The 7,129-nt window shown below is 66.0% G+C and carries 5 protein-coding genes and 1 pseudogene; 3 read left to right on the top strand and 3 right to left on the bottom strand.

Going from position 1 to position 7,129, the window contains the following annotated elements; genetic code table 11:
* Window positions 1-79, top strand: a pseudogene (locus ACN0S5_RS19770) (electron transfer flavoprotein subunit alpha); the annotation flags it as partial.
* A gap of 80 nt (window positions 80-159) precedes the next feature.
* Here the strand turns inward: ACN0S5_RS19770 and ACN0S5_RS19765 are convergent.
* The 3 genes from ACN0S5_RS19765 to ACN0S5_RS19755 form a co-directional block, all read right to left on the bottom strand.
* Entirely contained in the window at window positions 160-1,089 is a 930-nt protein-coding gene (locus tag ACN0S5_RS19765) for an NAD(P)-dependent oxidoreductase (protein WP_417210576.1), read from the bottom strand.
* A gap of 100 nt (window positions 1,090-1,189) precedes the next feature.
* Window positions 1,190-1,960 carry an alpha/beta fold hydrolase gene (locus ACN0S5_RS19760; protein WP_417210574.1) on the bottom strand — a complete coding sequence of 257 codons (771 nt, stop codon included), beginning with the start codon at window positions 1,958-1,960 and terminating at the stop codon, window positions 1,190-1,192.
* A gap of 15 nt (window positions 1,961-1,975) precedes the next feature.
* Window positions 1,976-2,722 (bottom strand): SDR family NAD(P)-dependent oxidoreductase, encoded by a 747-nt coding sequence (locus tag ACN0S5_RS19755; protein WP_417210572.1) that lies wholly within the window; start codon window positions 2,720-2,722, stop codon window positions 1,976-1,978.
* A 327-nt stretch (window positions 2,723-3,049) separates the two neighbouring features.
* Here ACN0S5_RS19755 and ACN0S5_RS19750 point away from each other — a divergent pair, with 327 nt between their 5' ends.
* Together ACN0S5_RS19750 and ACN0S5_RS19745 are read left to right on the top strand one after the other, a co-directional pair.
* On the top strand, window positions 3,050-4,684 hold the full coding sequence (locus tag ACN0S5_RS19750; RefSeq protein ID WP_417210569.1) for an MFS transporter: 1,635 nt from the start codon (window positions 3,050-3,052) through the stop codon (window positions 4,682-4,684).
* Window positions 4,685-4,834: 150 nt separating this feature from the next.
* Window positions 4,835-7,114, top strand: coding sequence for a xanthine dehydrogenase family protein molybdopterin-binding subunit (locus ACN0S5_RS19745; protein WP_417210567.1), 2,280 nt, complete (start codon window positions 4,835-4,837; stop codon window positions 7,112-7,114).
* Window positions 7,115-7,129: the final 15 nt, after the last annotated feature.

The raw sequence follows: 7,129 nt of genomic DNA, 5'->3' as shown, positions 1-7,129 counted from the left end.
GCCGATCTTTCAGGTCGCCGACTACGGCCTTGTCGCCGACCTGTTCCAGGCCGTCCCGGAACTGACCGAGAAGCTGTGAGCTTGGGCGGGGGGTGCCCCCGCCTTTCACCATACGCCCAAGACCCGCCGCACCGGCGGGCCTTGGTCATGTCGGGCCCTTCAGCTCCGGGACATGACTTCTTCGATCTCGTCCATCTCCAGCCCAAAGGGCTCAAGCCCGGCGCGCTCTTGCTGAAGCAGCAGCATGGTCTGGGCATCGCGCGTTCCCCAACCCCGGTTGAGCGCCTCGGTCATCTCTTCCAGTGCCATCTGCGACAGCCGGACCGGCACGCCGACCTGACGGGCCAGTTCGACGGCAAGCTTGATGTCCTTGTGCAGCAGTTGCAGCTGGAAATTCGGCGGATCGAGCTTTTCCGGCAGCCAGCGGCGGTGAATCATGTCGAAGGCGCGGGCCCGTCCGGCGGCACCGGCACGCATCGCCTCGTAAAGTTGCAGCGGTGGCAGCCCCGCCTTGACGCCGATCGTCATGGCCTCGGCAAGCGCCTGAATCATCACCGTCGAGGACAGGTTGTGGCACAGCTTGGCAATCGAGCCCGCGCCGATATCGCCCACGTAGCGCGCCTGATCGGCCATCGCGTCGAGCACCGGCTGACAGCGGTCAAAAACCGCCCGGTCGCCGCCGATCCAGATCGCCAGTTTGCCACTGGCAGCGCCCGCCGGACCACCCGAAACCGGCGCGTCAAGGAAATGGACACCCTTTGCCGACAGGCTGTCGTAGATCCGGCGCACCACATCGACGGAATTGGTCGAGAGGTCGAACCAGACCGCACCTGCGCGAAACCCGGCGATCAGCCCGCTTTCGCCCTCGGCCACCGCATCCACATCGCTCGGCCGCGGCAATGAGGTGAAGACGATCTCGGCGTGCCGCGCCAATGCCTTGGGCGTCTCCGCCCAGTGCGCGCCAGCGTCGAGGAAAGGTTGGGCCGCTTCGCGGCTGAGGTCGTGTACCGTCAGGTCATGGCCGGCCTTTTGCAGGTTGGCCGCCATGCCCCGACCCATCAACCCGAGCCCGATAAAACCGATTTTCATGTAAGTCTCCTCAATTTGTTGTCCTGTACGTTCCTGCCCCCACCCCGTCGCCGACCGGCGCGCAGAAAAACCAGGCCGGTCGGGCGCGGAGACGCCGTGATCAGTCGCCCACCGCCGCGTCCTCTGTCGACGGCTCCGACATGGCGGTTTCGATCCGGTCCAGAACCTTTGTCAGCAGGTCCGGTGCCAGGGTCATCGCATTATGTGCGGTTGCGATTTCCAGATAGGTCCAGCCCGCCATCGCACGGGCCACCGCGCGGGACTTGCGGGTGGTGGCAAAAAACGGTGCGGAACAGGCGATGTAGGTGGCCGGCACGCCGTTGCCCAACGGATGGTCCAGATGCAGCGCGTCCAGATAGGTTCGCACCGGGTGCGGCGTCAGTTTGGTGGCGAACCAGACTGCCATGTCCGGATCGGTCACGCCGTAGTGTGCGGGGGGATTGGGGGGCACGGCGATGCCGTCGTTGGCCCGCGCGCGTTCCTCATAGGCCTCGATCACGCCGGGGGCGCTGATGTCCTTCGGGCTTTGCCCGGATTGCAGCAACATCGCGTCGAGGTAGACGAGGCGGCGCAACCGCTCTGGCATCCGGTCTGCCAACGCCGAGACGATGGAGCCGGAAAAGCTGTGCCCGACAAGGATGACCTCGGAAAGATCCTCGAAGCGCATCACCTGGGCCACGTCCTCGATCCAGGTGTTCAGGCAGGGGTGGAACCGCAGCAAATGAGCGCGTTCGCCCAAGCCGGTCAGGGTCGGCGTGAAGACACGGTGGCCAAGCGCGCGCAACCCCTCGGCCACTGTCGCCCAGCACCAGCCACCGTGATAGGCGCCGTGGACCAGCACGTAGGTCTTGCGCTGTGCGGATTGGTCCATGGCCCGCGCGCCGTCTCAGTAGCGACCGCCGGTGACGTGCAGCACATCCCCGGTGATATAGCTTGCCCGTTCGGACACCAGAAAAGCGACCGCATCGGCCACGTCCTCAGCCGCCCCGATGCGTGGCACCGGCGTGGTCTTCTCGGCATTGTCGCGGATCAGTTCCCATTTCGGATGGGCACGCACAAAGGGGGTGTCGATCATGCCCGGCGCCACCGCGTTGCAGGTGATCAGGTTGCGGCCATTTTCCAGCGCCATCGCCTTGGTAAAGCCGATGATGCCGGCCTTGGCGGCGGAATAGTTGGCCTGTCCGGGATTGCCCAGATGCGCCCGCGACGAGATGTTGACGATCCGCCCCCATTTCAGCTGGTTCATGTGCGGCAGCACCGCACGGGTGCACAGGAAGGCCCCCTTGAGCACCACATCGAGCACGAGATCCCAGTCTTCCTCGCTCATCTTGGTGATCCGGCCGTCGCGGGCCAACCCGGCGTTGTTGACGAGGATATCGACAGAGCCGAAGGCGGCAACCACCCGTTCCACCATGTCCGCCACGTCGTCGGCGTCGGTGACATTGGCCTTGACCGCCAAGACAACGCCACCGGCGGCATGGATGGTTTCGGCGTGCGCCTCGGCCGCCGGCAGGTTGATGTCCGCCACCACCACATTGGCCCCCTCTTCGGCCAAACGGCTGGCGATCCCTGCGCCGATGCCGCTTGCGGCGCCGGTGACGATGGCGGTCTTGCCCGTGATGCCGAGGTCCATGTGCTGTCTCCAAGAAATAAGGGGCGCACCCTGTTCCGGGTCCGCTCGATGCCGTCCAGTATGCGGCGCGCCGTCGCGACCACAACCGCGCCGGGGGCAAACACCGGCCGGCTTCGGCGGACGCTATACCCCCGATAGCCCCAGGCAGGGGGGCGGCGGCGTTGACCCGCGCGACCGGACCCGGCTCAATTGCGCCATGCGCGAAACGACTCGGAAAGGGATGCCTGTGCCAAGCAACCGATCGACCTTGGGTCCGCGCCGACCGGGCGTGTCGATCCGGATGCCATCGCGATTGTCCGGCCCGGAGACCGCAGAGGCCGCCAGGACGTGATCCCATCAACCTCGACCTCGACCCTCGGCCCGCTGCGCAAGCCTGCCTTCCTAGCCTATTCGGTGGCTGGCATGTCTTCAAACTTCGGCTGGCAGCTTCATATCGTCGGTGCCTCATGGCTGATGACCACGCTGGGCGGGACACCGGCGCAGATCGCGCTGGTCCAGACCGCCGTGGCGTTGCCCTTTATGCTGCTGTCGGTTCCCGGCGGGGCGATCTCCGACAGAATTGGCCAGCGGGCGATGGTGCTTTGGGCCCAGATCTTTCTGCTGGTGATCTCGGTCTATCTCGCGGCAAGCGCCTATTACGGCAACCTGACGCCGAACCTGTTGCTGGCCTGCACGTTTCTGATCGGGTGCGGCCGGGCGATCTACTACCCCGGCTGGTCTTCGATGGTTTCAGAGTTCCTGCCGCGCAGCGAGGTGCCGCAGGGCGTGGCGCTGAACGCGCTGCACAACAATCTTGCGCGCAGCCTCGGCCCCGCCCTTGGCGGGCTGGTGGTGGCCGCGGTCGGCGCATTTGTCGCCTTCGTGCTCAATGCGCTGAGCCATGTCAGCGTGTTTCTGACCGCGTTGCGCTGGCCAGAGCGCGTCGCCAGAGACGACCTGCCGCCCGAAACCTTTGGACATGCGATCATGGCCGGGCTGCGCTACGTGGCGCTGTCACCCAATCTGACCGCGTACAGCCTGCGCGCCGCCGTGTTCAATTTCGGGGCCGTTGCCGTCCTCGCCCTGATGCCACTGATCTCGCGTGATCTGCTGCACGGAGGGCCGCAACTCTACGGTTTCTTGTTTGGCGCTTTCGGGGCTGGCGCGGTGATGGCGGCGTTCTTTTTCGGCGCGCTACGCGCACGCATTGCGTCCGAACCCTTTCTGGCTCTGGGGCACGGGCTGTTCGCCGTCGCCATGTGGGTGCTGGCCGTCAGTTCCCTCGTCTGGCTTTCGCTCCTTGCCGCGCTGGTGGCCGGGGTCGCATGGATCTTTGTGCAATCGACGCTCTACGCCGGGTTCCAGACCGCCTCGCCGCGTTGGGTGATGAGCCGCAGCATCGCGATCTACCTGACGTTCGTCTTTGGCGGGAACGCGTTGGGCAGCATGGCCTGGGGCGTTCTGGCGGGCGGGTCCGGCACGCGGATCACGCTGACCGTGGCGGCGGCCCTGCTGGCGGCGGCTCTGGCCTTGCGCTTTTGCTGTCCGGTACGCGAGATCGACGGTGACGGTCTGGACCCGCACGGCGGATGGATCAAACCCGAACCACGTCTGGACATGGTGCCCAGCAGCGGACCGATCGTCACCACCATTCATTACCGCATCCGGGAAGACGACGTGGCGGCGTTCCTGACCGCCATGCGCGAGAAACGGGCCCACCGGGCCCGCGACGGCGCCATGCGCTGGACGTTGTCGCGCGATCTGCTCGACCCGACATTGTGGTTCGAACGGTTCAAGGTGGCCACTTGGGCAGAGGCGTTGCGGCTACAGTCGCGCAGCACCCTTGCCTATGTGCAGGTGATCGAGAGGGTCAGGGAGTTGCATCAGGGCACGGGCAAGCCGGAGGTCCACTATGAACTGGTGCGGGACCCGGCGGCCGACCCCGGTTCGCACCATCGCTTCGGAAGCCAGCCGGATGTCTAGACCCGGAGCCGAAGCCTTCGCCTATTGCCGCCACAGGCCCGCGCTTCATTCGGTTTCCGGGGCAGCGGGTATAGCCTGCGGCAGGACGGCCAAGACGGCACATACCTTGGAACGCTGCATACCCGTGCGGACATTGGGAGAGACCATCCGATGAACCAGATCGCCCCTCCGAAACGGCCCTTTGTCGGAACCCGCCCGGTGCGTCCGGACGGCGTGCCAAAGGTCACCGGCGCAGCGCGTTACGGTGCCGACTACACCCCGCCCGGCGCGCTTTGCGGCAAGGTGTTGCGCAGCCCCCATGCGCACGCCCGCATCCGTGGCATCGACACCGCACGGGCCCGCGCCCTGCCCGGCGTGCATGCGGTGGTGACCGGCGCGGACCTGCCCGATTTCCCCGACGTCTATAGCGGTATTGAACGGCTCCAGAAGAACTCTCACCACGACGTCCGCAATGTCATGGCCAAGGAAAAGGCGCTTTACCACGGTCAGGCCGTCGCCGCCGTTGCGGCACAGGACGAAGCCACTGCCAAGGCTGCCCTCGCCCTGATCGCCGTCGACTACCAGCCATTGCCCTTTGTTGTCACGATAGACGCGGCCATCGCCGAGGACGCGCCGCTCGTCCATGAGACAATGTTTACCCGCAACGTCGCGCCCGCGCCGCTGCGGCCCTCCAACATCAGCCGCCGCTGGTCCGACAGCCTGGGAGACGTCGCGGCGGGCTTTGCCGTGGCCGACGAAGTGGTCGAGCTGAACTTCGACACGGTGCCGGTACATCAGGGATACATCGAACCGCACGCCTGCGTGGCCGAATGCCATGCCGACGGCACCGCGCATCTTTGGGTGTCGAGTCAGGGCCATTTCCAGATGCGTGACCTGACGGCGCTGTTCACCGGCCTGCCGGCATCCGCGATCCGCACCAGTCCGGCCGAGATCGGCGGCGGTTTCGGCGGCAAGACCAAAGTCTATCTGGAGCCGGTGGCGATGCTGTTGTCGCAGCGCGCCGGGTTGCCGGTAAAGATGACCATGAGCCGCCATGAGGTTTTCCGCGCCACCGGACCGGCCTCGGACAGCAAGATCCGGGTCAAGATCGGTGCGCGGCGCGACGGCACCCTGACCGCGGCGGAAATCGAACTCTACTACAATTCCGGCGCCTTCCCTTCGGCACCTTTTATCAACGGCTGCCTCTGCGCCTTTGCGCACTACGCGATCCCCAACCAGCGCGGCACCGGCTACGATGTCGTCTCGAACCGGGCCATGACGGCCGCGTATCGCGCGCCGGGCTCGACCCAGTCATGTTTTGCCACCGAAAGCGTGTTGGACGTGCTTGCGGGCCGGATTGACATGGACCCGATCGACCTGAGGCTCAAGAACGCGATCCGCGCGGGCGATGCGCAACTTGGCGACCGCACCATGTCGCACGACGGCTTTGCCGAGACCCTGCGTGCGCTGAAGGCTCATCCCAAATACCGCCAACCTCTGGGCCCCAACCGGGGACGGGGGATCGCTGCCGGGTTCTGGCACAACGGCGCCGGGCATTCCGGCGCGACCTGCTTTGTCAATGCAGATGGAGTGGTCACCGTCGCCAGTTCCAGCCCCGACATTGGCGGCAGCCGCGCGGCCATGGCAATGATGGCCGCCGATACCTTCGGTGTGCCCTACGATCAAATTCGCTCCGAGATCCACGACACCGCGTCGGTGCCCTATGGCGACGTGACCGGCGGCAGCCGCGTGACCTTTGCAACCGGCAAGGCCATCGTCGCGGCCTGCACCTCGGTGATCGCCCAGCTCAAGACGCGGGCGGCGCAGATCTGGCAAGTCGATGCCGAGGCGGTGGATTGGCGGGACGGCGCGGCACATCCGTCGTCGTCGAACGTTGGCCGATTTGAGCCTTTGACCCTGAGAGAACTGGCCGAGGGCGCGTCGGCCTCTGGCGGGCATTTCGGGGCTTCCCACGGCGAGACCATGACCGGTCACGCGCCGGGCCTGTCCGCCATGTTCTGCGATGTCGAGGTCGACCCGGAGACCGGCGCGGTGAAGATCCTCGACTTCGTCACCTGCCAGGATGCCGGCCGCGCGGTGCACCCCGCCTATGTCGAGGGCCAGATGCAGGGGGCGGTTGCGCAGGGCATCGGCTGGGCGCTGAACGAAGGCTATGTCTATGGCCCCGACGGTGTCTTGCAGAACGCCGGATGGCTCGACTACCGGATGCCTGTGGCCTCCGACCTGCCGATGATCGACACGGTGATCGTGGAGGTTGCGAACCCGCACCACCCCTTCGGCGTGAAAGGTGTGGCCGAGGCGGGCATGGTCTCGGCGCTTGGTTGCGTGGCCAATGCGGTGTCGAACGCCACCGGACGGCGGATGACCTCGCTGCCACTTAACCCAGAAACCGTGCTGCGGGCGCTTGATGAGCGCGGCCCGGAGACGTGACCCAGAACAAAGGAA

It is taken from the genome of Antarctobacter sp. (genome assembly GCF_048262615.1).
In the GTDB taxonomy this organism is placed as follows: Bacteria; Pseudomonadota; Alphaproteobacteria; order Rhodobacterales; family Rhodobacteraceae; genus Antarctobacter.
The sequence above is the reverse complement of the archived record's forward strand: the minus strand, read 5'-3'. Positions and strand labels throughout refer to the sequence as shown.

Bases quoted from the DNA above. Each gene is read 5' to 3' on its own strand.
- ACN0S5_RS19765 (WP_417210576.1), bottom strand. From the start codon at position 1,089: ATGAAAATCGGTTTTATCGGGCTCGGGTTGATGGGTCGGGGCATGGCG.
- ACN0S5_RS19760 (WP_417210574.1), bottom strand. From the start codon at position 1,960: ATGGACCAATCCGCACAGCGCAAGACCTACGTGCTGGTCCACGGCGCC.
- ACN0S5_RS19755 (WP_417210572.1), bottom strand. From the start codon at position 2,722: ATGGACCTCGGCATCACGGGCAAGACCGCCATCGTCACCGGCGCCGCA.
- ACN0S5_RS19745 (WP_417210567.1), top strand. From the start codon at position 4,835: ATGAACCAGATCGCCCCTCCGAAACGGCCCTTTGTCGGAACCCGCCCG.